Origin of the sequence: Xanthomonas sp. NCPPB 2866 (assembly GCF_041475745.2) — a bacterium.
GTDB lineage: Bacteria > Pseudomonadota > Gammaproteobacteria > Xanthomonadales > Xanthomonadaceae > Xanthomonas > Xanthomonas arboricola.
The window spans coordinates 3,939,096-3,961,306 of the sequence record NZ_CM192975.1 but is presented as its reverse complement, the minus strand read 5'-3'; the positions used below and the strand labels follow the sequence as shown (position 1 = coordinate 3,961,306).

The following is a 22,211-nucleotide window of genomic DNA, read 5'->3' as shown; positions in this document are numbered from 1 at the left end:
GGATGTAACAAGGGCGCCTTGCGGCGCCCTTGTCGTGCTTACTTGAGCGCCTTGAAGCGCAGACGCTTGGGACCTGCGTCATCGCCCATGCGGCGGCGCTTGTCTTCTTCGTACTCGCGGTAGTTGCCCTGGAAGAACTCCACGTGCGAGTCGCCTTCGAACGCCAGGATGTGCGTGGCGATGCGGTCCAGGAACCAGCGGTCATGCGAGATCACGAAGGTGTTGCCCGGGAACTCCAGCAACGCATCTTCCAGCGCGCGCAGGGTCTCGATGTCCAGGTCGTTGGACGGTTCGTCGAGCAGCAGCACGTTGCCGCCCTGCAGCAGGGTCTTGGCCATGTGCAGACGACCGCGCTCACCACCGGACAGCGAGCCGACCATCTTCTGCTGGTCCTGGCCCTTGAAGTTGAAGCGGCCGATGTAGGCGCGCGACTGGATCTCCACGCCGTTGATGTTGAGGATGTCCAGGCCGCCGGCAATCTCCTGGAACACGTTGTGGTTGCCTTCCAGCTTGTCGCGGCTCTGGTCCACGTAGGACAGCTGCACGGTCGGGCCGACCACGATCTCGCCGGAATCGGGCTTCTCCGCGCCGGTGATCATCTTGAACAGGGTCGACTTACCGGCACCGTTGGGGCCGATGATGCCGACGATGGCGCCGGGCGGCACGATCATCGACAGATTGTCGATCAGCAGGCGGTCGCCGAACTTCTTGGAGACGTTCTTGAACTCCATCACCGCATTGCCCAGGCGCTCGCCCGGCGGGATGAAGATCTCGTTGGTCTCGTTGCGCTTCTGGTAGTCCACCGACTGCAGTTCTTCCAGGCGGGCCAGACGCGCCTTGCCCTTGGTGCGGCCGCCCTTGGCGTTCTGGCGCGACCATTCCAGTTCCTTCTGGATCGCCTTCTGGCGCGACTTTTCCTGGTTGTCTTCCTGCTTGAGGCGCTCGTCCTTCTGGGTCAGCCAGTCGGTGTAGTTGCCCTTCCACGGAATGCCGCGGCCGCGGTCCAGTTCCAGGATCCACTCGGCGGCGTTGTCGAGGAAGTAGCGATCATGCGTCACCGCCACCACGGTGCCGGTGTAGCGCGCCAGGAACTGCTCCAGCCATTCCACCGATTCGGCGTCCAGGTGGTTGGTCGGTTCGTCGAGCAGCAGCATGTCCGGCTTCTGCAGCAGCAGCCGGCACAACGCCACGCGGCGCTTTTCGCCACCGGACAGCTTGCCGACCACCGCGTCCCACGGCGGCAGGCGCAGCGCATCGGCGGCCACGTCCAGCTGGTTTTCCAGGGTGTGCGCATCGCCGGCGGCCAGGATCGCTTCCAGGCGTTCCTGTTCCTTGGCCAGGGCGTCGAAATCGGCGCCTTCCTCGGCATAGGCCAGGTACACCGCATCCAGCGCGGCCTGGGCCTGCAGCACGTCGCCCACGCCTTCCTCGACCGCTTCGCGCACGGTGTGCTCGGGGTTGAGCTGCGGTTCCTGCGCCAGGTAGCCGACCTTGATGCCGGCCTGGGGACGGGCTTCGCCCTCGAAATCGGTGTCCACGCCGGCCATGATCTTCAGCACCGTGGACTTGCCGGCGCCGTTCAGGCCCAGCAGGCCGATCTTGGCGCCCGGGAAAAAGCTCAGCGAGATGTCCTTGATGATCTGCCGCTTGGGCGGGACCACCTTGCTGACGCGGTTCATGGTGTAGATGTATTGCGACATGGGTGCTCCGTGGACGCAGGCAGCCCACCGGCCGGGGCCGGAGGCAGCGGAAAAGGGATTGCGCCGATTATACGGGCAACCGGCCTGGCTCGCGGCGGCGCGTCGGCAGCTAAACGGCAGCTTACCTTCCACCTGAATGGGCGTTTTCGTAATCGATTCCAGCAAGAATGCGTTAAGGCGGCCAGCGCCTTAATGAAATTGCGACATCGCAGACAGGAGCAATCCCATGAACCGCAAACGCATCGTGACTGTTGTGCTTTCCTCCATCCTGGCGCTGGGCTCCGTGGCCCCGGCAGCGTTTGCCGACGACTGGGGCCGCGGCCACGACCGTCGTGGTCATGATCGCGACGATCGCCACGACCGCGATCACCGCGGCAATTGGCGCAACGACCGCCGCGACTGGCATGACGAGCGCCGGGCCGACCGCCGCGATGACCGCCGTTACTACAGCAACGGCTACCGCGAGGGGTATCGCGATGCCCGTTATCAGGACCGTCGCTACGACCGCAACCGGGTCTATGTCTACGATCGCCCCAGCTACTACCGCGCCGGCCCGCCGCCGCGCCCGTACTGGGCCCGCGGTCAGCGTTACCACGGCCCGGTCTACGTGATCAACGACTACGACCGCTACAACCTGCGCCGCCCGCCGTATGGCTACCGTTGGCAGCGCGACAACACCGGCAATCTGCTGTTGGTGGCCATCGCCACCGGGGTGATCGCCGACCTGGTGCTCAATAACTAAGCCTGTCTACCGTCCGGGTCAGGCCTGGGTAGGCAGGGAACCCGCAAAGGCGCACTCCGGTGCGCCTTTGTCGTTCAGGGGGAACCTGCCATGGCGCGCCTGGCCTCGCCAGCGTCTCAATTGGTCACCTGTCCATGCGGGGGCTTACAATCTGCGCCCCTACTGGCAACAGCTGCCCCGGAGCTCTGCATGTTCTCGCGCGACGTCCGACTGGAAACCTACGACCCCGAACTGGCCCAGGCCATCGCTGCTGAAGCCGGCCGCCAGGAGGATCACGTCGAGCTGATCGCCAGCGAAAACTACTGCAGCCCGCTGGTGATGGAGGCCCAGGGCAGCCAGCTGACCAACAAGTACGCCGAAGGCTACCCGGGCAAGCGCTACTACGGTGGTTGCGAGTTCGTCGACATTGCCGAGCAGTTGGCGATCGAGCGCATCAAGCAGGTGTTCGGCGCCGATTATGCGAACGTGCAGCCGCATAGCGGCTCGCAGGCCAACCAGGCGGTGTATCTGGCGCTGCTGCAGCCCGGCGACACCATCCTGGGCATGAGCCTGGCCCATGGCGGCCACCTCACCCACGGCGCCAAGGTCAACGTCTCCGGCAAGCTGTTCAACGCCGTGCAGTACGGCGTCAACGAGCAGGGCCTGATCGACTATGACGAAGTCCAGCGACTGGCCACCGAGCACAAGCCGAAGATGGTCGTGGCCGGGTTCTCGGCGTATTCGCAGAAGATCGACTGGGCGCGTTTCCGCGCCATCGCCGACAGCGTCGGTGCGTATCTGTTCGTGGACATGGCGCATGTGGCCGGCCTGGTCGCCGCAGGCGTGTATCCGAGCCCGCTGGAGCATGCGCACGTGGTCACCTCGACCACGCACAAGACCCTGCGCGGCCCGCGCGGCGGCATCATCGTGGCCAAGGGCGCGAGCGAAGAGCTGCAGAAGAAGCTGCAGTCGATCGTGTTCCCCGGCATTCAGGGCGGCCCGCTGATGCACGTGATCGCGGCCAAGGCGGTGGCGTTCAAGGAGGCGCTGGAGCCGGAATTCAAGACCTACCAGCAGCAGGTGGTCAAGAACGCGCAGGCGATGGCCAACACGCTGATCGCGCGCGGCTACAAGATCGTGTCCGGCGGCACCGAAAATCACCTGATGCTGGTGGACATGATCGGCCGCGACGTCTCCGGCAAGGACGCAGAGGCCGCGCTCGGCAAGGCGCACATCACTGTCAACAAGAACTCGGTGCCCAACGACCCGCGCTCGCCGTTCGTCACCTCCGGCCTGCGCCTGGGCACCCCGGCAATCACCACCCGCGGTTACCTGGAGCAGGACAGCATCGACCTGGCCAACTGGATCGCCGACGTGCTCGACGCCCCCAGCGACGAAGCGGTGCTTGCCAAGGTCCGCGACGCGGTGACCGCGCAGTGCAAGAAGTATCCGGTGTATGGCTGAGGTGCCGGGATTGGTGATTCGGGATTGGGGATGCGCGACAAGCGCGTCCTTACTCCTGCTGTTGCCAATCCCCAATCCCCACTTCCCAATCTCGGCGACCTGATGCACTGCCCCTTCTGCCAGCACAACGACACCCGCGTGATCGATTCGCGGGTGTCCGAAGACGGGACGACGATTCGTCGGCGTCGCGAGTGCGAGGCGTGTGGCGAGCGTTTCAGCACCCTGGAGACGATCGAACTCAAGCTGCCGACCGTGGTCAAGAGCGATGGCGGGCGCGAGGCGTTCGACGCGCGCAAGCTGCGCACCAGTTTCGACCGCGCGCTGCAAAAGCGCCCGGTGTCCGAAGAGCAGATCGAAGCGGCGGTGCGCGCGGTGGTGCATCAGTTGCGCATGTCCGGCGAGCGCGAGGTGGGCTCGCTGCGTGTGGGCGAATACGTCATGGTCGAGCTGCGCAAGCTGGATCATGTGGGCTATGTGCGCTTCGCCTCGGTGTACCGCAGCTTTCAGGACGTGGCCGATTTCCGCGAGGAAATCGAAAAGCTCGAGCGCGAGCTCCCGGTCGGCATCGAGCAGTTGCCGTTGCTGGAAGCGGCCCTGGAGCGCGCCGGCAAGCCCGGCAAGCGGTGAGCGCGATGCGCATCGCGTGCGTGGCCGACACGCCGCAGCTGCTGCCCGCCATCGCGCAGGCGCATCTGCAGGCCTTCGGCAGTCTGTTGCCGGACTGGAATTTCGATCAGGCCTTGAGCGAGTTGCGCAGCCACACCCGCGACGGGGTGATCCCGACCACGTGGGTGGCGCTCGATCAGGCGCAGTGGCTCGGGTCGGTCAGCCTGCTGGAAAACGACGATTCGCGCATTCGGCAATGGTCGCCATGGCTGGCGTCGCTGTACGTGCAGCCGCAGGCGCGCGGGCAGGGCATCGGCGAGGCGCTGGTGACGCACTGCGTGCAGGCCGCCGCGCGCATGGGCGTGCCGGCGTTGTACCTGTATTGCCAACCAGTGCTGGTGCCGTTTTATCAGCGGCTGGGCTGGCAGACGCATGCAGAACTACTGCTGGGGCCGATGCAGATCGTGGTGATGTGTATCGAACCGCAAGCGGCAACGCAATGAGCGCAACGGCCGACGACCATCGCTGGATGGCGCAGGCATTGCGCCTGGCCGAGCGTGGCGCCTACACCACGCGCCCCAATCCGATGGTTGGCTGCGTGATCGTGCGCGATGGCGTATGCGTGGGCGAGGGCTTTCATCAACGTGCCGGCGGCCCGCATGCGGAAGTGTTCGCGCTGCGCGCGGCCGGCGCGCTGGCGCGTGGCGCCACCGCTTACGTCACGCTGGAGCCGTGTGCACATTACGGACGCACGCCACCCTGTGCGCTGGCCTTGATCGATGCCGGCGTTGCGCGTGTGGTTGCGGCGATGGCCGACCCGTTTCCGCAGGTCAACGGCGGCGGGTTTGCATTGCTGCGCGAGGCCGGGATCGAGGTGCTCAGCGGCGTCCTGCAGGCGCAGGCGCGCGCGCTCAACCAGGGATTTCTGTCGCGGGTGGAGCGTGGGCGGCCGTGGTTGCGGGTCAAGCTCGGCGCCAGCCTGGATGGGCGTACGGCGCTGGCCAGCGGTGAATCCAAGTGGATCACCGGAAGTGACGCGCGCGCAGACGTGCAGCGCTGGCGCGCGCGTGCGGGCGCGATCCTCACTGGTGCGGGCACGGTGCTGGCCGACGACCCCTCCATGACGGTGCGGCTGGGCGATGACACGCCGGTCGTGCTGCCGCTGCGCGTGGTGCTCGATGCCGGGCTACGGACGTTGGCGTGCAGGAACCTGCGTCAGGGCGATGCGCCCACGCTGTATCTGCATGGCGAGGATGTGACTGCACCTTCGCTGGACGATGCGCAGTTCCTTGCGATGCCGTTGCAAGCCGGCCGCTTCGATCTGGCGGCGGTGGTGGCACTGCTTGGCGAGCGCGGCATCAACGAGGTGCATGTGGAAGCCGGCGCAACGCTGGGTGGTGCGCTGCTGCAGGCCGGCCTGGTCGACGAACTGCTGGTCTACATGGCGCCGGTACTGCTGGGCGATACCGCCAGGCCGCTGCTGGCCGGGCTGGGCATCGAGACGATGGCGCAGCGCGCTGCGTTGCAGCTGCTGGATGTGCGCCAGCTCGGTCAGGATCTGCGTCTGCGCTATACGCCGGTTGTTGCCGGGTGAGCGCTGCATGGCGCGCGCGATACCGCGCAGCTGTGTTGTTGTGCGCATGAAAAAGGCCCCGCATGCGGGGCCTTGGTGTATCTGAGTCGCGCCGATCAGAAGCTCGCGCGCACGCCGACCTTGTACTGGTTGGCGTTGTCGACGAACTGCGCTTCGGCGACCAGGCCCCAGGTGCGGGTGAAGTTGACCTGACCACCCAGGGTGCCGACGAACTCGCCTTCGTCCACGTCGCTACCGTCGATATAGCCGGCCTTGATCCAGGCTTCGGTCCGCGGCGAGGGCTTGCCGCGCAGGCCCAGGTTGGCGAAGCCCAGGTTGGTCGAATCGGATGTCTTGTCGATCGAACGGCCGCGCAGGCGCAGATCGGATTCGACCTTGGTGCGCAGCACGCTGATGTCGGCGGTGAACTCGACGCGCTCGGTCATTTCCTGGCGGTAACCGATACCCGCCGTGGCCTGCTGCAGGGTGCCGTCGATCACGAAGCCGCTGCCGAGGTTGTAGTCCTTGGTGGCACGCTCGTAGCTGGCCAGCAGGTAGACCGGCTGGGCAATCTGCCAGGAGCCGCGGATGTAGCCGCCATCGATGTCGTCGGACGCGTCGTTGACGTTGATTTCGGTCCGGTTCCAGCCGCCTTCGACGTAGGAATAACTCAGGCCTTCGGCCGATGCGGCAAACGGTGCGGCGGCCAGCAGGGCAGCCAGAATCAGGGTGTTACGCATTGGATGTCTCTCTCCGAATTGATGTCCGTGTCTCCGTCCCTTTGCGGGAGGGAAAAAAGCGACGTCTCCCGTCGCGGCGCGTAAATTAACAGATCCTTCACAATCCTGGCTATGGGGGATTTCCCCACATGACGCAGTGTCCTGCCAGCCTTGGCCCACGCTCAGCCATCGCGCCGATGTGCCCTGTTAGACTTTGCGCACCGGTTCGCCGGTACTCACGAACGTCTTCAGGGCGGGGTGCGATTCCCCACCGGCGGTAGGCATGCGCAAGCATGCGAGCCCGCGAGCGCTTGCACTTCAGGGTTGAGCGGATCCACGCGAAACCCCTGCTGCGCAAGGTCAGCAGATCCGGTGCGATGCCGGGGCCGACGGTATAGTCCGGATGAAAGAAGACGGCCAACGCGCAGCCTTGCGGCTGTGCGCGCGCCTGTTTGCCTTGTGGCGTTTTTCGCTCAACTCCTGCGAGAAACGACTATGTCCATGCGTCACCCGTCGCGCTGCATCGCGATCTTCCACCGCACCCCGTCCGCGCTGTCGTCATCAATGACGGAGGTGCGCTGATGTTTACCGGAATCATCGAAGGCGTCGGCCATCTGGCGGCGCGCCAGCCGCAAGGCGGCGATGTGCGTTTCACCTTCGCCACCGGCAACCTGCCGTTCGAGGCGGTGCAGCTCGGCGAGAGCATTGCCGTCAACGGCGTGTGCCTGACCGTGATCGCTTTCGACGCGGGCAGCTTCCAGGCCGACGCCTCCACTGAAACCCTGTCGCTGACCACGTTGGGCGCCTTACCGGAAGGCGCGTTGCTCAATCTGGAGCGCGCGATGCGCCCGACCGACCGCCTCGGCGGGCATCTGGTCAGCGGGCATGTCGACGGCCTGGGCCAGGTGCAGTCGGTGCACGGCGATGCACGGGCGCAGCGCTGGCGGTTTGCCGCCCCGCCGGCGGTGTTGCGCTATGTCGCCAAGAAGGGCTCGATCTGCGTGGACGGGGTCAGCCTCACCGTCAACGAAGTGGACGCGGATGGCTTCGAGGTCGCGTTGATTCCGCACACGGTGGCCAACACCGCGTTTGCGCAGACCGCGGTTGGCGCGGCGGTGAATCTGGAAATCGACCTGGTGGCGCGCTATGTTGAACGCCTGCTGGGCACGCGGGGTGCGGCATGAATTTCGCACCCGTTCCGGAATTGATCGAGGAACTGCGCGCCGGCCGCATGGTGGTGATCGTCGATGACGAGGACCGCGAGAACGAAGGCGATCTGATCATGGCGGCCGAGCTGGTCAAGCCGTCGGACATCAACTTCATGGTGACCCACGCGCGCGGGCTGGTGTGTCTGTCGCTGACCCGCGAGCGCTGCGCGCAGCTCGGCCTGGCGCCGATGGTGCGCAACAACACCGCGCAGTTCCAGACTAACTTCACCGTCAGCATCGAGGCGGCCGAAGGCGTGACCACCGGCATCTCCGCCTACGACCGCGCACACACCGTGCGCACCGCGGTGCGGCCGGATGCCAAGCCGCAGGATCTGAGCCAGCCGGGGCATATCTTCCCGCTGATCTCCCAGCCCGGCGGCGTGCTGACCCGCGCCGGCCATACCGAAGCGGCTAGCGACCTGCCGATGCTGGCCGGGCTGGAACCGGCCGGCGTGCTGGTGGAAGTGCTCAACCCGGACGGCAGCATGGCGCGCCGCCCGCAGCTGGAAGTGTTCGCGCGCGAGCACGGGCTGAAGATGGGCTCGATCGCCGATCTGATCGCCTACCGCCTGGCCAACGAGCACACCGTCGAGCGCGTGGACGAGCGCGAGATCAGCACCGAGTTCGGCCCGTTCACGCTGGTGACCTACCGCGACCGCATCGCCCACGACCTGCACTTTGCGCTGGTGCGCGGCACTGCCGATCCGGCCACGCCGACGCTGGTGCGCGTGCAGGTGGAAAACCCGCTGGCCGATCTGCTGCACTGGCAGCGCGACGACTTTGGCGTGGCCGCCACCGATGCCTTGCGTGCGATCGCCGCCGAAGGGCAGGGCGTGATGGTGGTGCTGTCGGCGCCGCGCGACAGCGAATCCTTGCTGGCGCGGTTGCGCCAGCAACCGGAAGCGGCCACCAACGCCAAGGACGTCAGCCAGTGGCGGCGCAACGGGGCCGGAGCGCAGATCCTGGCCGAACTGGGCCTGGGCAAGTTGCGCGTGCTGGGCACGCCGCGGCGTCAGGTGGGCCTGGCCGGGTTCGGCCTGGAGGTGGTGGAGTACCTGGAATGCCACGCGGGCGAAGGTGTGCGCTCGGTGCCGGCGGCCGCGCTGCCGTGATGTAGCGCGGGCGGCATGGAGCCGCCGCTGTCCGGTGGTTGCAGGGCGCGCAACAGGAACCGCGCTGTCCGAGTGGTTCGCGCGGTTGTTGCGTATCGACCCTGCCAGCTGCGAGCCGCACCAGCCCGTGCTGCGCGCTCTCGAATCGTTTCCTGGAGACATGGCCGGGGCTGCTTCGGCACCCCGGCCGCCACGTACCGGCCGGGCCAGGCCCCGGCAGCTGTTAAACTTGCCGCCCCCTCGAGTTGCCGACCCGCATGACCCACTACGAAGGCGATCTCCGCCCCACCACCGCGCGCTTTGCGATCATCGCCAGCCGCTGGAATGCCCGCATCACCGACGCGCTGGTCACCGGTGCGCGCCAGAGCCTGGCCGGCAACGGCATCGGCGAAGACGCCATCGACGTGATCCGCGTGCCGGGCGCCTGGGAAATTCCGATCGCCGCCAACCGCCTGGGGCAATCCGGACAGCATGCGGCGATCATCGCGCTGGGCTGCGTGATCCGCGGCGACACCCGCCACTACGAACACGTCGCCGACCTGTGCGCCGAAGGCCTGATGAGCGTGCAGTTGCAGACCGGCGTGCCGGTGCTCAACGGCGTGCTCGCGGTCGAGCGCGTGGAAGATGCCGAGGCGCGTGCCGGTGGCAGCCATGGCAACAAGGGCGAAGAATGCGCGCTTGCGGCATTGGAACTGGTCAATTTGATGGAGTTGTTGCCATGAGCAAGTCCGGTGGACACGCCCGCCACGTCCGTCGCGACGGCATCGACCCGGTGCTGCGTTCGCGCGCGCGTCGGCGTGCCTTGCAGGCGGTGTATGCCTGGCAGATTTCCGGCGGGTTCGCCAAGCAGGTGATCTCGCAGTTTGCGCATGAGCAGGCGCACGAAGTGGCCGATCTGGCCTATTTCGAAAACCTGGTCGAAGGCGTGCTGAGCAACCGCGCCGAGCTGGATACCGCGCTGACCCCGTATCTGGATCGCGGCGTGGAAGAGGTCGACGCGATCGAGCGTGCAGTGCTGCGCCTGGCTGCCTATGAGCTGCTGTATCGCCAGGACGTGCCGTACCGCGTGGTGATCAACGAAGCGATCGAAACCGCCAAGCGCTTCGGCTCCGAGCACGGCCACACCTACGTCAACGGCGTGCTGGATCGCGCCTCGGTGGAGTGGCGCAAGGTGGAGTCGGGCGCTAGCGGCGCTAGCGGCGCCTGAGGCGCCGCGGGATTGGGCAGTTGGGATTGGGGATTGGCCGCGGAGCTGGTCCCTGCCAATGTGCGCCGTGACCAATCCCCACTGCCAAATCCCCAATCCCGGCCCTTCAAATGCCCGAATTCGATCTAATTGCCCGCTTGCGCGCGCGCATTGCGGCGCGTGCGGATGTGCCGTTGGGGATTGGCGACGATGCGGCACTGCTGCAGCCGCCGCCGGGCGAGCAACTGGCGATCACCGTCGATACGCTCAATGCGGGCGTGCATTTCCCGCACGAGACGCGTGCCGAGGATCTGGGCTGGAAGACGCTGGCGGTCAATCTGTCCGACCTGGCCGCGATGGGCGCGCAGCCGCGCTGGTGCACCCTGTCGCTGTCGTTGCCGCACGACGATGCTGCCTGGGTCGACGCATTCGCCGATGGATTCTTTGCACTGGCCGATGCGCATGACATTGCGCTGGTCGGTGGCGACACCACGCGGGGGCCGTTGGCGTGTGCGGTGACCGCGATCGGCAGCCTGCCGCCGGGCGCGGCGCTGCGTCGCGATGGCGCGCGTGTGGGCGACGACGTCTGGGTCACCGGCGCGCCGGGCGAGGCGGCGGCGGCCTTGTCGCTGTGGCAGGCCGGCCAGCTGGACGTGACCTGCGCGGCGGCTGATCCGTTGCACGAACTGTGGCGCGGCCGGCTGCTGCGCCCGCAGCCGCGCGTGCAGGCCGGGCTGCGCTTGCGTGGGCTTGCGCATGCGTGTGTGGACATCTCCGACGGCTTGCTCGCCGATCTGGGCCATCTGTGCGAACGCAGCGGTGTGGGCGCGCAGCTGGCGCTGGCGGCACTGCCGGCGATGCCGCGCAGTACCGGGATCAGTGCGCTGCAATGCATCGGTTGGCAACTCGGCGGCGGCGACGACTACGAGCTGTGCTTCACCGCCGCCGTGCAACACCGCGACGCGGTGGTGCAGGCGATGGACTTCGCCGGAGTCGCGGTGACGCGCATCGGCCAGATCGTCGCCACGCCGGGCGTGGTGGTCCACGACGCCGACGGCAACCCGTGGCAGCCGCCGCAACGCGGATATCAGCACTTCGTGGGCTGAGCTGAGCGCGCGGGAGGCGTGGCGCGGGCGTGCTGCATTGCAGCCAACGTCTGCGGGTCGGGATCGGCATGCGATGGCGTCCGCCGGCTTGCACTTCAGCATGTGCCAGCCATTGCGGCGCCTACGCTCCCGCCTCCCGCCTCCCGCCTCCCGCCTCCCGAATCCCGAATCCCGAATCCCGAATCCCGAATCCCGAATCCCGAATCCCGAATCCCGAATCCCGAATCCCGAATCCCGAATCCCGAATCCCAGCCCTTGAGCCATACCGTACCGTCTGGTACGTTCGCGACGTTCTCCCCCGAACCACGGATGCATGGCAGTTGCCGCTGGGCCATCCCGGCCCGGCCTTGCGTGGGAGAGATCCGCATGAACAAGCGTTGGATCGGAGGCATCGCCGCATTGGCGTTGCTGGTGGCATCGGCGTCGGCGGTGGCGGGCGCTTTCAGCAAGACCTACGAACGGATTCCCGGCTGGGACGGCGCGCCGATGGGCGCACTGGTCTTGGTGCCGCAAGGGCAGGGCAGCGGGCCGTTTCCGCTGATCGTGATGCCGGCCAGTTGGTCGTTGCCGAATCTGGAGTACCTCGGCCGCGCGACCCAATTGGCCAGCGATGGCTACGTGGTCGTCAGCTACACCTCGCGCGGGTTCTGGGATTCGGCCGGGCAGATCGATATCGCCGGCGCCGACACGGTGGAAGACGTCAGCGCGGTGATCGACTGGGCGCTGGCGCATACGCCGGCCAATGCGAATGCGATCGGTGCGTCGGGCATCTCGTATGGCGCGGGCATCAGCCTGCTGGCGGCCGAGCGCGATCCGCGCATCAAGGCCGTGGCTGCGCTCAGCGGCTGGGCCGATCTGGAAGCGTCGCTGTATTCCAACCGCACCGTCAGCCAGCAAGGCGTTGGGCTATTGGTCGGTGCCGGCGCGTTGACCGGACGTCCCGGCCCGGATCTGGCGCAGATCAGCACACGGGTTGCCGTTGGCGATTACGACGGCGCCGTGCAGGGCTTCCTGCCGCAGGCCGCGTCGCGCAGCCCGGCAAGCGATGTGGCCGCGCTCAATGCGCGTGGCACGGCGGTGCTGCTGGGCAATGCCTTCAACGACGGCCTGTTTCCGCCGAACCAGACCATCGCATTCTTCAATCAGTTGCGCGGGCCCAAGCAGTTGCTGCTCAGCCAGGGCGATCACGCCACCGCAGAGCTGCCGGGCGCGCTCGGCCTGCCCAACGAGGTCTACACGGCGACCACGCGCTGGTTCGATCGTCATCTCAAGCAGCTGCGTAACGGCGTGGACAGCGAAGCGCCGGTGCGGTTGTCGCCGCGCGCGGGGCAATGGCTGGAGTACGCGGACTGGGCGTCGGTGCAACAGGGCAACACGCGCCTGGGGTTATCCGCACCGTCCGGATTGCTCAGCCCCACCGGCGGTTTGATCGGCGGCACCGCCAGCGGATGGCAATCGCGCATTGCCACCGATGTGCCGACGTTGGCCGACTCGGGCGTGGTCCTGGTCAGTGGCCTGTTGCAAGGCATCGGTGTGCCGGTCACCACCTCGATTCCGTTGGTCAATCGCATCGGCGCGGCAGTGTGGGTGGGTGCGCCATCGAACACGCTACGGCGGCTGGCCGGCAGTCCATCGCTGCGCGTGACCGTGGTACCCAGCCAATCGAAAGTGAGCCTGTTCGCCTATCTGTATCGCATGGATGCGTTAGGCGTGGCGCAACTGATCACGCATGCGCCGTACTCGCTACGCGGGGTCACGCCAGGCCGCGCAGTGACGCTGGATTGGCCGCTGCAAGCAGCTGCTGCGGAGATTCCGGCAGGGCAGCGCCTGGTGCTGGTGATCGACACGCAGGACGTGCGCTACACCGATGCCAGCGATGGCGGCGGCACGGTGACGTTTACCTCGCCGGCGGCAACGCCATCGGTATTGAACGTGCCGCTGCGGTAACGCTGCGCTGGGCTTACTCGGATGGCGCCGCGTCTGGTCATCGTTCAATGCAAGCCGAGCAACGAGCAAGCTTTGGAAAGTATCGATTAACTCTCAGAGCGGTGTCCTCGCCGCTTGCGGGACCCTTGGCGGCATGGATGCCGCCACGGAGCTTCCAGGGATGGATTCACGGCGTGTCCCGCAAGTGATGAGGGTGCTGCGCGCTCGACTCATCGAGTTTTTGAATTAAGCGTCTGATCGCGTCCGGACAATGCCGACGTTCTAAGTCTCGATTGGGTTAGGCGTTGTGTTTCGAGAGTTCGAACAATACGGATAGATCAGTTGTAGAGCGGCTGCTCTGCGGCCTGGCGGGAGGTCCCTTGCCCGCCCACCCTCGCGGGACACGCCGCAAGTACGTCCGTGTAGGCTCTTACGCGGCATCCATGCCGCGTAAGGTCCCGCGACGGTGGGCGGGCAAGGACCAGTCAAGAGGGTCGCTGTGCACGGGCAAGCAGGGCATGACATGTCGAGATGGTCGGTGTGCGTGGTTGTCTTTGGAGATCCGGGGTGCGCGGATAGGTCCGCTGTAGATCGGCGTGTCCTGAAGCCGGCGAGGGCGCCGCGCCCTCGGCCTTGTTTTCAGGCCGAAAAGGTATGCGGTTCGGCTGCAAATGCCACGGCCAGTGCGCCCTTGCCGACGTTGACCATGCCGGTCAGGCTCATCACGCTTTCGAGCAATTCCACGTTGTGGGTCTGACAGGCGCTTTGCAGGGCGGCGTAGCCGGGCAGGGCGTGCAGCTCGGCCAGTTCGCCGCCGTAGCCCACGCAGACGGTCGGTGTCATCAAGCCCTCGCGGATCTTGCGCACGGTGAAGCCGAACAGCTTTTCGGTCGACGGCTCGAAGCCTTTCAACTTGGCCACCGGTTCGGTGACGCCGCGGTAGGCGCGCAGCACTGGCTTGATGTCCAGCGCACTGCCGAGCGCGGCGCTGATCAGGCCCACGCTGCGATCGCCCTTGGTGCGTGCACGCGCACGCAGGTAGTAGAGATCGCGCGGAATCATGTAGCCGTAGGTGTGTTCGGCCAGCTGTTCGAGCCGGCTGCGGATTGCCGCCACGCCCTGACCCTGCGCGCGCAGGCGTACCGCTTCCACTGCGGTGATGCCCTGGCCGGCAAACAGGTTGAGCGTATCGATCACGCGCAGCGCGAACGGCGAGGTGTGGCCGGCGGCCTGCCGGATCGGCTTGTAATCGTTGAGGATCGCGAAGCTGGCCTGCATCGCGTTATCGAAGATCTGGCTGCGCAGCTTGGAGATGGTCAGGCAGAACACGTGGTCGTAGTCGATGACCAGCCGTTGCAGGAACAGGTCGCGAATCTGGTTGACCGAAAACGGCGTGGTTTCCGCTTCATGCCCACGCTCGGCCACATGCGCCTGCAGAAAGCTCAGCGTCGCTTCTCCATCGCGGTGATCGGCCAGCACCGCTTCGCCGATACGTACGCTGATCGGCAATACGATGACGTTGTTTTGTTGAATGAAGTCCTGCGGCAAATCGCAGGCACTGTCCACCACGATTCCGATGCGCATCGTCGCCCCCTCCGGCTGTTGCGTTATCTGTAACTGCGAACGCTATCGCAAAACAGCAGAGGCGAGTAGGGCCGCGGTCGAAGGCCGGGTGCCGAAGCGCGCAAGCCGCGGACGGGAGCCTGGCGCGCGCTCATCAGGCAAGCTCGACGGAGGCGGATGGACCGCCGCAAGCAGCTGCAGGCGCTGTCAAAACGCAGATCGCCCCGATGTGGCTCCGCAGCATTGGCGCGCACCGCGCCGTCATGCAGATGACCGGTACATCCTGTCGCACTGCAATTTACCTTGCGAACTGAGGATCGGCGCACGCTTCGGCTGCAAGGTGGCGCCCGCTATCGCAGATGGCGAGCGAGGCCTGCTGCAATTGCTATAGCTCCCGTCACAACGCCGCTGCTAGGGTCCGACGCGACCGCTGCAAAGCGGCTCTCGACGCTGCCGCACCGGCATCGCCGCGCTGAACTTACTCGGAGAGAGTCAACATGCAAAACAGCCAATCCAGCACCCTTACTCAGACTGGCGCACAGGCGCCGACTACACGGCGGCGCGCATCGCGCTGGTGGAAGGCTGTACTGGCCGTGGGTCTGGTCGCGCTGACGCCGGCGGCGCTGGCCGGTCCCTACAAGATCTTTGGTAACCACTATGCGTGGGTCAATAATTTCAACGATCCCAACAACATCATCCAGGGCACGTTCGGCACCGGCAGCACGCCCGAGCTGACCGTCACCTTCAACTTCGCCGACTACAATCTCTACGGCTACCCGGCGATCGTGCGCGGCTGGCATTACGACTGGAACCCGACCAGCGACACGCTGTTTCCGCGGCAGATTTCCTCGCTGAGCAAGATCCCGCTCAAGTTCACCTACAGCGCCGGCGGGACCAATCTCGCAGGCGACTTTGCCTACGACATCTTCTTCCGCTGGGATACCGCCAAGGGCAACCCGCAGCTGGAAGTGATGATCTGGGGCGACCACAACTCCTGGCCGATCGGCACACTGACTGCCAGCAAGGTGATCACCGCGGGCGGGCGTACCTTCGACCTGTGGGAGGGCTTCAACTCCGGCGCCGGCTATTACGTCTATACGTTCATCCCGACCGGCACCGCCGGGCAGGCCACGCTCAAGACCAGCGGCAGCCTCAACGTGGACGCCAAGCCCTTCCTCAACTGGCTGCAGACCAACCGGTCCAAGGATGGGCGCTACAACAACAGCATGTATCTGCATGCAGCCGAGGCGGGTTTCGAAGTGGTGCGCGGCAATGGTTGGGCCAAGGTGAGCGCGACGCTGGATGCGCAGTAAGCACGATGCCCATCGGCGACATGGCCGAGGGTGCGTCATTAGCGTAAAGACCGGCGTGCAGCACACCGCACGCCGGTGATCGTACCTGCGGCGCTGGCCTGACAATCGTCGACGATTGCAGGCCGCTTGAGAGCCAACGAGGTGGCATGTGCGCGACGCACGCATTGCATGCCTCGCGTCCTGGCTGCCGACGGCTCGCGCAGCAGATCGACTGACGGCAGCCGGGCAGGCCGAGTCAGCGCGCAGGTCATATGCATGGCGACGTGCATCGACCGTGCAGTGTGAGGGCCCGCTTCCGGAATCTCATGCACCGCCGCAATCACCGCACGCAATTGCGCGCGGTGATTGCCATATCGGTATGGATGGCGCTGCCACCGCCAGCTTTGCACAGGTGTCAGGCGAATGCGGGCAGTGCCACGGTCTCTGCAATGGGTGCGAGGCGTTGTTACGTGCAGCCCTTGCTTGTCCGACCACCGCTCGCTGGATAGGCGGATTGCTTACAGCGCCACCAGCTGGATACTGTCGAACACCACGGCCGGGCTGAGAAAGCCATTGTCCGCCGATCCCGAGGCAATGCCGATCTCGATCCGGTTGCTGCCCGATTGCAGCGCAGATGCCGGGATGTCCACCTCATACAGCGTGTTGTTGCCGCGCCATGTGCCGCGGGTGATGCCGCGTGTCTTGGGTTGCGTGGGTGCGGCCGGCACCGGGCCATTCCAACGCGCATTGACGCTGATCTGCGGGCGCGCGCCGACCTGCGTCAGCGGCACGAAGATGCGCAGGCGATAGCCACGCACTTCACTCGAGCCCAGGGTGAAGTCGATACGGGTCGGGGTGTTGATGCCGCGCCATTGCACTGCCGGAAAGCTGCCCGCACTGCTCGATCCAACCGTGTAGGTCACCGGGGTCCAGCGCATGCGCTTGTCGGATGGATGCGCGCGTGGCAGCAGATCCGCATGGCGGAAACCGGCCGGCGTGCCATCGGCCGTACCGATCTGCCATTTGATGGTCCCCGGCAGCACAACCGCTTGCAGCGCCGCTTGCGTGGTCGCGTTGGCGTGGATCTCCACATCGCGTTGCGCGACTTCCAGTTCGTTCTGGTAGAGCGTCATGCGGTAGCGTCCTGGGCGCACGCCCGCAATCTGGTAATCGCCGCTGCCGTTGGCGGTGGCCCAGTATTGGGCCTGGTCGTTGCGCAGGCCGATCACGGCAGGCTGGCCGGACAGCACGCCGCTCACCCGGCCGCTCAGCGCGCCGCGCCCGTCGCTGGCGAGATAACCGGTCAACCCCAGCGTTGCATCGACAAAAGCGGTGTCCAGTTGTGCGCTGGAGGGCGTCCCGCCATCGGTGAACAGCAACCCGTACACCCCATGCAGGCCACCGCGGAATGCCTCGGTCTGGGTGTGATCGGAGTACATGTAGTTGTAGAGCTCATGGGTCACGCGGGTTTTCTGGGTGGCGATGTCCTTGAAGAACGGCCCGCCGGAACTGCGCTCGCGGTTACCCATCAGCATGAACACCGCCACGCCCGAACCGCTGACGCCGTGCACCTGATCGTCCATCATGCGCCGCGCCGAATAGAACTTGGAACTGGTGCGTCCGTCCGGCAGCAAGAACACGTCCTCGCCTTCCACCGGGCTACCGACATTGGAGTCCGGCTCCTGCTGCGCATCGGGCAGCTTGGCAACGTTCAAGCGGGTGACAAAGCGCAGCTCGCCGATCGGCAGCAACGTCGGTGCATAGGTGGCCATGTAAATCGCGTTGCGGCCCTTGCGTGCGATGTAGTACTGGATCAGGTTGCCGGCCTTGACCGAAACCACGATCGTGGTGCCCACCACGCGCGCCTCCACACTGGCGCTGCCCAGGCCGGAGGCGATCTGCGAGCCCTTGGACTCGGTGGTCTGCAGCTCGTTGTCGCGATAACGCATCGAGACGATGTCGCCGTTGCCGGCGTTGACCGCAAACACCAGCTCGGCGCCGGTATCGACAACGACACGGTCGCCGCTGCGGGTGACGCCAAATGCGGCGATGGCCGGCGCGCTGACGCCGCCGTACAGGAACAATGCGCACGCCAGGATGCGCAGGATGGTGCGGGGCATATCGATCTCCATGCCGAAGTAGAGGCGTCGCTATGGTGCCGACGCGCGATGCTAGGCGGGCTGGACAACGACGGCGATGGCCGGACCTGCAGAGCGTGCACCGCTTACAAAATGCAGTGCTGAAACGCAGCGCAGTTCACGCTCCCGCTGCGATGCGCAGGCTTGCGGGAAGACGCCAGCGCATTGCGGTGCGCCAGTCGGGCATTGCGACCTGGCGCATCAGCGCGACCGCGCTTGTCGGGGTGGCGTCAGCCCAGGGCGTCGCGCGCCGAGGCGATGGCAGCCATCCACTGTTCGCGTTTGCCGATCACGAAACGGTGCTCGCCGCCGTCATGCAGCTGCACCGCCAGCGATGTCGGCGCCACCGGCAGCAGCCCGAACAGGCGCGTCCAGCGTGGTTGCATTGCTGCGATCTGGCGCAGGTGCACGGTCAACGACCGGGTCTGTATGTTGTAGGGATGCGGCTGGAAGTGCAGCGCATCGGCGGTCAGGATCAGCCGCCCGCCGACCGCTTCCAGCCCGCGGAGCAGATTGGCCGGCGCCTGGCGCAATACGACGCGATCGATCGAGCGCAAGCCGCCTCCCTGGAACAGCGAGGTCACTGCGACGCAGCGGCGGCGCAGGCACGCCGTTGCTGCCGTTGCCGGGACGGGATGCCAACGCTGTCGATCAGTGTCGATGAGGAGACGCAGAACATGCGGTAGGCCCGAGGGATTGTATCAATGCAGTTGTTTATCGCTGGGAAGACGCGGCGACGCGGCACGATGCCATATCGCCGATGTACGCCGCCCCGCCGCCGACCAGATACATCAGCAGATCGTGCACGGTGGCGGTATTGCCAAGCGCGATGTAGGCCGCGCTGCCAGGGCGCAGTCCGAGCCGGTCGGCCAGATGCAGCGCCTGCAGCCCTTCGATCAGGCACCCGATCGCCACCGCCAACACGCACGCCCAGCGTGGCGGCAGCGCAAGCACACCGCGCAACCCGCAATACACCAGGATCACCGCCAGCACATCGCCCAGGCTGCCGCGGACCCACGGCCCGCCCAGTGTGCCTGCGCCGATCGCCACTTCGATGACAAACACGGCGAATGCGATCAGCAGGTAGACGCAGCGCACGCCCAACGCCATGCGGGTCACCGCGCTCCCATGCGCACGCCGCTCCCGATCATTTCAGATAGGCCCGCGGCAACGCGCCGGCCGGTTGCATGTAACGCTCGCGCAGCTCGGTCTGGCGTGAGCGCATCGGCATGTCGCGACCGCCCAGCCACACCTGCTCGGCGTAGTGCGCGACATCCAGCGGGTCGCCTTCCCACAGCACCAGGTCGGCCTGCTTGCCGACCGCAATGCTGCCGATGCGATCGGCCACGCCGAAGATCTCCGCCGGCACCCGGGTCAGGCCGGCCAGGCCGGCTTCCCACGGCAAGCCGTTGGCCACCGCATTGCCGGCCAGCTGGCGCTGTTTGCGCGCGTTATGCGAGGCATCGCCACTCTGGGCAAAGCTGACCTCCACGCCGGCCGCGCGCAGACGTGCGGCGTTTTCCAGCGTGGCACCGATCTGGTCGAAGGTGGACGGCAGGTCCGCCAGCGCATCCACCAGCACCGGCACCCGGGCCTGCGCCAGTTGCGGCGCGAGCTTCCAGGCCTCGGCACCACCGGCAATGGCGATGCGCACCTTTTCGCGCTGCGCCCAACGCAGCAACTGGCGGATGTCTGCGGCACGCTCCACCTGCACCACGATGCGGCCTTGCCCGGCCAGGTACCTGGCCAGCACGCTGCGGCCGACCGGGGTCAGCAGCGCATGCGGCGAGTCGGCCGGTACGCGTCCGCGCGCTTCGGCCACCAGCTGGTCGAGCAGCATCCATTGCGCGGCACGCGAGCTGCCGGTGAGATCGGAGGCAGCCGCACCGATGCGGATGAACAGGGCATGCGGGCCGAGTGGGTCCGGGCTGCCGTCCAGCCGCACCACGCCGCCTTGCCCGGCGATGAAGGCACCGCTGGTGGTCGCGCCCAGCGCGGTGAAGCCGATGCCTTCCACGCGCGCCACCGGCACCAGCACCGAATCGGGGTTGTAGGCCAGGGTGACGTCGAATTCCGGACGCATCGGCTGGTCGCTGAGCTTGACGCCGCTGTCCACGGTGCTGTCTTCGCCGGAGACTTCTTCGATGCCGATCTCGGTGATGCCGCCGAACAGGGCCGGCGTCAGCGGGCGGCCCCTGGCCTCGACCACGCGGCCATCGGCCGGCACGGCCAGGTTGCTGCCGATCGCGCGGATCATGCCGCCCTGCACCAGCACATCGGTATTGCGCAGCGTGCCTTGCGCGGTGGCGGTATGCACGGTTGCGCCACGGATCAGCACCTGCTGGCCGAATGCGGGCAATGCAAGCACTGCCAGGACCACCGCGGAGATCGCGCGCAGACGCGGGCGCATTCCAGTGGTGCGGCTCATCGCGCCACCTCCTGGCCGAGCATGAAGTCCGACACCGGCTGCAGGCGGCGATCGTGGCGGTCGTAGACCTGCGCGCCGTCGATATAGACCTGTTCGGCCAGCGCGTAGGAGCTGAAGGGATTGCCGTTCCACACCACCATATCGCCCATCTTGCCCGGCTCCAGTGCGCCGGTCTGCTGCTCGATGCCGAGCGCCTTGGCGGCATTGCTGGTGAGCCAGCGGATCGCACGCTCGGGTGGAATCTCCATCCCGCTGCGGCGCGCGTTGGCGAGCACCTTGGCCGCTTCCTGATTCAGGCGCTGGATGCCTTCTTCCGAATCCGAATGCACGATGGCGCAGCTGTTGGCCGGCCTGTCGACCAGCGCGATGTTTTCCTGGATGCCATCGAAGGCTTCCATCTTGAAGCCCCACCAGTCGGCCCACAGCGCACCGCAAACGTTCTCCTGCGCCAGCCGGTCGGCCAGCTTGTAGGCCTCCACGCCGTGATGGAAGGCGGCGATGTGAAAGCCGAACTCCTTGGACAGGTCGAGCATGGTCGCCATCTCGTCGGCGCGGTAGCAATGGATATGCACGCGGATGTCGCCGTTGATCGCGCCGGCCAGCGTGTCGAGCTTGAGATCGCGCTTGCCGCCGGCGTCGCCGCTGCTGTCGTTGTCGCCGCCGCTGCTCCACCAATGGCGCTTTTTCGCGGTCTTTTTCTTCGGCGCATTCTTCTGCAGGTACTCGGCCGCATCGATGAAGGCGGCACGGTAGCCGGCCACGTTGCCCATACGCGTGCCGGGGCCACCCTTCTGGCCATACACGCGCTTGGGGTTCTCGCCGCAGGCCATCTTCAGGCCCCAGGGGGCGCCGGGAAACTTCATGCCCTGGTAAGTGGTGGAGGCGACATTCTTGAGGGTGACGCCGCGCCCGCCGATCAGATTGGCCGAGCCGGGCAGTACCTGCAGCGAGGTGACGCCGCCAGCCAGGGCGGTGCCGAAACCGGGATCCTGCGGCCAGATCGAATGCTCGGCCCACACGTTCGGCGTCACCGGGGCGGTCATCTCGTTGCCATCGCTGTGCGCGCTGACGCCGGGGCTGGGATACACGCCCAGATGCGAGTGCACGTCGATGATGCCGGGGGTCACCCACTTGCCGGTGCCGTCGACGCGGCGCACATCGGCCGGCGCCTCCAGCCCGCGCCCGACCGCGGCCACCTTGCCGTCGCGCAGCAGCACGTCGGCGTCGTCCAGCCGCTGGCCGGTGCCGGTGAGCACGGTGGCGTGCTGGATCAACACCGGAGCGGACGCGAGCGCGCGGTAGGTGCTGGGATAGGGGTCTTGCACGAAACGCGATGCCGCAGACACAGGACCGCACAGCACGGCCGCGCCGAGCGCGGCGAACAGGATGGAACGCATGGATTTCCCCGGTGCAACGAAAACGTCAGCCGCAAACCTAGCGGCCGGCGGCGTGCTTGCCAAGTGCTGCAC

Annotated in this window: 20 protein-coding genes and 1 riboswitch; of the genes, 12 read left to right on the top strand and 8 right to left on the bottom strand. The window is 66.4% G+C overall.

The annotated features are described in order from the left end of the window. Positions 1-38 precede the first annotated feature (38 nt). Entirely contained in the window at positions 39-1,700 is a 1,662-nt protein-coding gene (gene ettA, locus ACCQ04_RS16770; protein ID WP_024940592.1) for an energy-dependent translational throttle protein EttA, read from the bottom strand. A gap of 226 nt (positions 1,701-1,926) precedes the next feature. Here ettA and ACCQ04_RS16765 point away from each other — a divergent pair, with 226 nt between their 5' ends. From ACCQ04_RS16765 to ribD, 5 genes are all read left to right on the top strand, one after another. Next, positions 1,927-2,442 carry an RcnB family protein gene (locus tag ACCQ04_RS16765; RefSeq protein ID WP_046344299.1) on the top strand — a complete coding sequence of 172 codons (516 nt, stop codon included), beginning with the start codon at positions 1,927-1,929 and terminating at the stop codon, positions 2,440-2,442. A gap of 189 nt (positions 2,443-2,631) precedes the next feature. Beyond that, positions 2,632-3,885, top strand: a complete 1,254-nt coding sequence (gene glyA, locus ACCQ04_RS16760) for a serine hydroxymethyltransferase (protein WP_046344297.1) — start codon at positions 2,632-2,634, stop codon at positions 3,883-3,885. A gap of 102 nt (positions 3,886-3,987) precedes the next feature. Then, complete coding sequence (gene nrdR, locus ACCQ04_RS16755; RefSeq protein WP_006453216.1) at positions 3,988-4,512, top strand: transcriptional regulator NrdR; 525 nt, start codon at positions 3,988-3,990, stop codon at positions 4,510-4,512. Next, positions 4,509-4,994: a GNAT family N-acetyltransferase gene (locus ACCQ04_RS16750; protein WP_046344295.1), complete on the top strand. Its 486-nt coding sequence runs from the start codon at positions 4,509-4,511 to the stop codon at positions 4,992-4,994. Before nrdR ends, ACCQ04_RS16750 begins: the two co-directional genes overlap by 4 nt. Next, positions 4,991-6,085, top strand: coding sequence for a bifunctional diaminohydroxyphosphoribosylaminopyrimidine deaminase/5-amino-6-(5-phosphoribosylamino)uracil reductase RibD (ribD, locus tag ACCQ04_RS16745; protein ID WP_226427441.1), 1,095 nt, complete (start codon positions 4,991-4,993; stop codon positions 6,083-6,085). The genes ACCQ04_RS16750 and ribD overlap by 4 nt, the downstream gene beginning before the upstream one ends. A gap of 95 nt (positions 6,086-6,180) precedes the next feature. Here ribD and ACCQ04_RS16740 read toward each other — a convergent pair whose 3' ends face one another. Next, complete coding sequence (locus ACCQ04_RS16740; RefSeq protein WP_226427440.1) at positions 6,181-6,804, bottom strand: hypothetical protein; 624 nt, start codon at positions 6,802-6,804, stop codon at positions 6,181-6,183. A gap of 219 nt (positions 6,805-7,023) precedes the next feature. Continuing rightward, positions 7,024-7,202: riboswitch (FMN riboswitch) on the top strand. A gap of 162 nt (positions 7,203-7,364) precedes the next feature. On the opposite strand from ACCQ04_RS16740, the gene ACCQ04_RS16735 reads away from it, so the two are divergent. The 6 genes from ACCQ04_RS16735 (at position 7,365) to ACCQ04_RS16710 (ending at position 13,342) form a co-directional block, all read left to right on the top strand. After that, positions 7,365-7,967 carry a riboflavin synthase gene (locus ACCQ04_RS16735; protein WP_024940586.1) on the top strand — a complete coding sequence of 201 codons (603 nt, stop codon included), beginning with the start codon at positions 7,365-7,367 and terminating at the stop codon, positions 7,965-7,967. Continuing rightward, complete coding sequence (gene ribB, locus ACCQ04_RS16730) at positions 7,964-9,103, top strand: 3,4-dihydroxy-2-butanone-4-phosphate synthase (RefSeq protein ID WP_039525502.1); 1,140 nt, start codon at positions 7,964-7,966, stop codon at positions 9,101-9,103. The genes ACCQ04_RS16735 and ribB overlap by 4 nt, the downstream gene beginning before the upstream one ends. A gap of 257 nt (positions 9,104-9,360) precedes the next feature. Beyond that, entirely contained in the window at positions 9,361-9,825 is a 465-nt protein-coding gene (gene ribH / locus ACCQ04_RS16725; RefSeq protein WP_005997267.1) for a 6,7-dimethyl-8-ribityllumazine synthase, read from the top strand. Continuing rightward, complete coding sequence (gene nusB / locus ACCQ04_RS16720; protein ID WP_024940797.1) at positions 9,822-10,310, top strand: transcription antitermination factor NusB; 489 nt, start codon at positions 9,822-9,824, stop codon at positions 10,308-10,310. The genes ribH and nusB overlap by 4 nt, the downstream gene beginning before the upstream one ends. Positions 10,311-10,420: 110 nt before the next feature. Continuing rightward, complete coding sequence (thiL, locus tag ACCQ04_RS16715) at positions 10,421-11,395, top strand: thiamine-phosphate kinase (RefSeq protein ID WP_104608279.1); 975 nt, start codon at positions 10,421-10,423, stop codon at positions 11,393-11,395. Between the two features lie 366 nt (positions 11,396-11,761). Beyond that, entirely contained in the window at positions 11,762-13,342 is a 1,581-nt protein-coding gene (locus ACCQ04_RS16710; protein ID WP_184379234.1) for a CocE/NonD family hydrolase, read from the top strand. A 618-nt stretch (positions 13,343-13,960) separates the two neighbouring features. On the opposite strand, the gene ACCQ04_RS16705 is transcribed toward ACCQ04_RS16710, so the two are convergent. Continuing rightward, on the bottom strand, positions 13,961-14,905 hold the full coding sequence (locus ACCQ04_RS16705; RefSeq protein WP_226427439.1) for a DegV family protein: 945 nt from the start codon (positions 14,903-14,905) through the stop codon (positions 13,961-13,963). Between the two features lie 476 nt (positions 14,906-15,381). On the opposite strand from ACCQ04_RS16705, the gene ACCQ04_RS16700 reads away from it, so the two are divergent. Beyond that, positions 15,382-16,197, top strand: coding sequence for a GH12 family glycosyl hydrolase domain-containing protein (locus tag ACCQ04_RS16700; RefSeq protein ID WP_054592929.1), 816 nt, complete (start codon positions 15,382-15,384; stop codon positions 16,195-16,197). Between the two features lie 497 nt (positions 16,198-16,694). Here the strand turns inward: ACCQ04_RS16700 and ACCQ04_RS16695 are convergent, their stop codons facing one another. The 5 genes from ACCQ04_RS16695 to ACCQ04_RS16675 all read right to left on the bottom strand — a co-directional run bounded on the left by ACCQ04_RS16695 (position 16,695) and on the right by ACCQ04_RS16675 (position 22,139). After that, on the bottom strand, positions 16,695-18,296 hold the full coding sequence (locus tag ACCQ04_RS16695) for a rhamnogalacturonan lyase B N-terminal domain-containing protein (protein WP_372358569.1): 1,602 nt from the start codon (positions 18,294-18,296) through the stop codon (positions 16,695-16,697). 248 nt (positions 18,297-18,544) lie between these two features. Further along, positions 18,545-18,871, bottom strand: coding sequence for a hypothetical protein (locus tag ACCQ04_RS16690; RefSeq protein WP_047129733.1), 327 nt, complete (start codon positions 18,869-18,871; stop codon positions 18,545-18,547). Between the two features lie 157 nt (positions 18,872-19,028). Next, positions 19,029-19,424, bottom strand: a complete 396-nt coding sequence (locus ACCQ04_RS16685; protein WP_226427437.1) for a ribosomal maturation YjgA family protein — start codon at positions 19,422-19,424, stop codon at positions 19,029-19,031. A gap of 37 nt (positions 19,425-19,461) precedes the next feature. Then, positions 19,462-20,742: an amidohydrolase family protein gene (locus tag ACCQ04_RS16680; protein ID WP_166770300.1), complete on the bottom strand. Its 1,281-nt coding sequence runs from the start codon at positions 20,740-20,742 to the stop codon at positions 19,462-19,464. Then, a complete protein-coding gene (locus tag ACCQ04_RS16675) occupies positions 20,739-22,139 on the bottom strand; it encodes an amidohydrolase (protein ID WP_184433529.1) in 1,401 nt (466 codons plus the stop codon). Before ACCQ04_RS16675 ends, ACCQ04_RS16680 begins: the two co-directional genes overlap by 4 nt. Positions 22,140-22,211: the final 72 nt, after the last annotated feature.

Coding starts and splice junctions, on each gene's coding strand:
- ACCQ04_RS16675 (WP_184433529.1), bottom strand. CDS start 22,139: ATGCGTTCCATCCTGTTCGCCGCGCTCGGCGCGGCCGTGCTGTGCGGT.
- ribD (WP_226427441.1), top strand. CDS start 4,991: ATGAGCGCAACGGCCGACGACCATCGCTGGATGGCGCAGGCATTGCGC.
- nusB (WP_024940797.1), top strand. CDS start 9,822: ATGAGCAAGTCCGGTGGACACGCCCGCCACGTCCGTCGCGACGGCATC.
- thiL (WP_104608279.1), top strand. CDS start 10,421: ATGCCCGAATTCGATCTAATTGCCCGCTTGCGCGCGCGCATTGCGGCG.
- ACCQ04_RS16710 (WP_184379234.1), top strand. CDS start 11,762: ATGAACAAGCGTTGGATCGGAGGCATCGCCGCATTGGCGTTGCTGGTG.
- ribB (WP_039525502.1), top strand. CDS start 7,964: ATGAATTTCGCACCCGTTCCGGAATTGATCGAGGAACTGCGCGCCGGC.
- ACCQ04_RS16735 (WP_024940586.1), top strand. CDS start 7,365: ATGTTTACCGGAATCATCGAAGGCGTCGGCCATCTGGCGGCGCGCCAG.
- ACCQ04_RS16740 (WP_226427440.1), bottom strand. CDS start 6,804: ATGCGTAACACCCTGATTCTGGCTGCCCTGCTGGCCGCCGCACCGTTT.
- ACCQ04_RS16685 (WP_226427437.1), bottom strand. CDS start 19,424: ATGGCGTTGGGCGTGCGCTGCGTCTACCTGCTGATCGCATTCGCCGTG.
- ettA (WP_024940592.1), bottom strand. CDS start 1,700: ATGTCGCAATACATCTACACCATGAACCGCGTCAGCAAGGTGGTCCCG.
- ACCQ04_RS16705 (WP_226427439.1), bottom strand. CDS start 14,905: ATGCGCATCGGAATCGTGGTGGACAGTGCCTGCGATTTGCCGCAGGAC.
- ACCQ04_RS16700 (WP_054592929.1), top strand. CDS start 15,382: ATGCAAAACAGCCAATCCAGCACCCTTACTCAGACTGGCGCACAGGCG.
- nrdR (WP_006453216.1), top strand. CDS start 3,988: ATGCACTGCCCCTTCTGCCAGCACAACGACACCCGCGTGATCGATTCG.
- ACCQ04_RS16695 (WP_372358569.1), bottom strand. CDS start 18,296: ATGCCCCGCACCATCCTGCGCATCCTGGCGTGCGCATTGTTCCTGTAC.
- ACCQ04_RS16680 (WP_166770300.1), bottom strand. CDS start 20,742: ATGAGCCGCACCACTGGAATGCGCCCGCGTCTGCGCGCGATCTCCGCG.
- ACCQ04_RS16765 (WP_046344299.1), top strand. CDS start 1,927: ATGAACCGCAAACGCATCGTGACTGTTGTGCTTTCCTCCATCCTGGCG.
- ribH (WP_005997267.1), top strand. CDS start 9,361: ATGACCCACTACGAAGGCGATCTCCGCCCCACCACCGCGCGCTTTGCG.
- glyA (WP_046344297.1), top strand. CDS start 2,632: ATGTTCTCGCGCGACGTCCGACTGGAAACCTACGACCCCGAACTGGCC.